A 240-nucleotide genomic window follows, 5' to 3' on the forward strand; every position below is an offset into this window, starting at 1 on the left:
TCCAATCGAACCTGGAGATAGCTGGTTCTCCCCGAAATAGCTTTAGGGCTAGCCTTAAGTGTAAGAGTCTGGGAGGGAGAGCACTGATTGAACTAGGGGTCCTCATCGGATTACCGAATTCAGTCAAACTCCGAATGCCAATGACTAATCCTTAGGAGTCAGACTGCGAGAGATAAGATCCGTAGTCAAGAGGGAAACAGCCCAGATCGCCACCTAAGGTCCCAAAGAGAGTATTAAGTG

Annotated in this window: 1 rRNA gene; it reads left to right on the top strand. The window is 48.3% G+C overall.

What is annotated here, in order from left to right:
- A 23S ribosomal RNA gene (locus JDS80_RS31050) occupies window positions 1-240 on the top strand; the annotation flags it as partial.

The sequence above is a fragment of the Bacillus cereus group sp. N8 genome (genome assembly GCF_016483685.1).
GTDB lineage: Bacteria > Bacillota > Bacilli > Bacillales > Bacillaceae_G > Bacillus_A > Bacillus_A proteolyticus.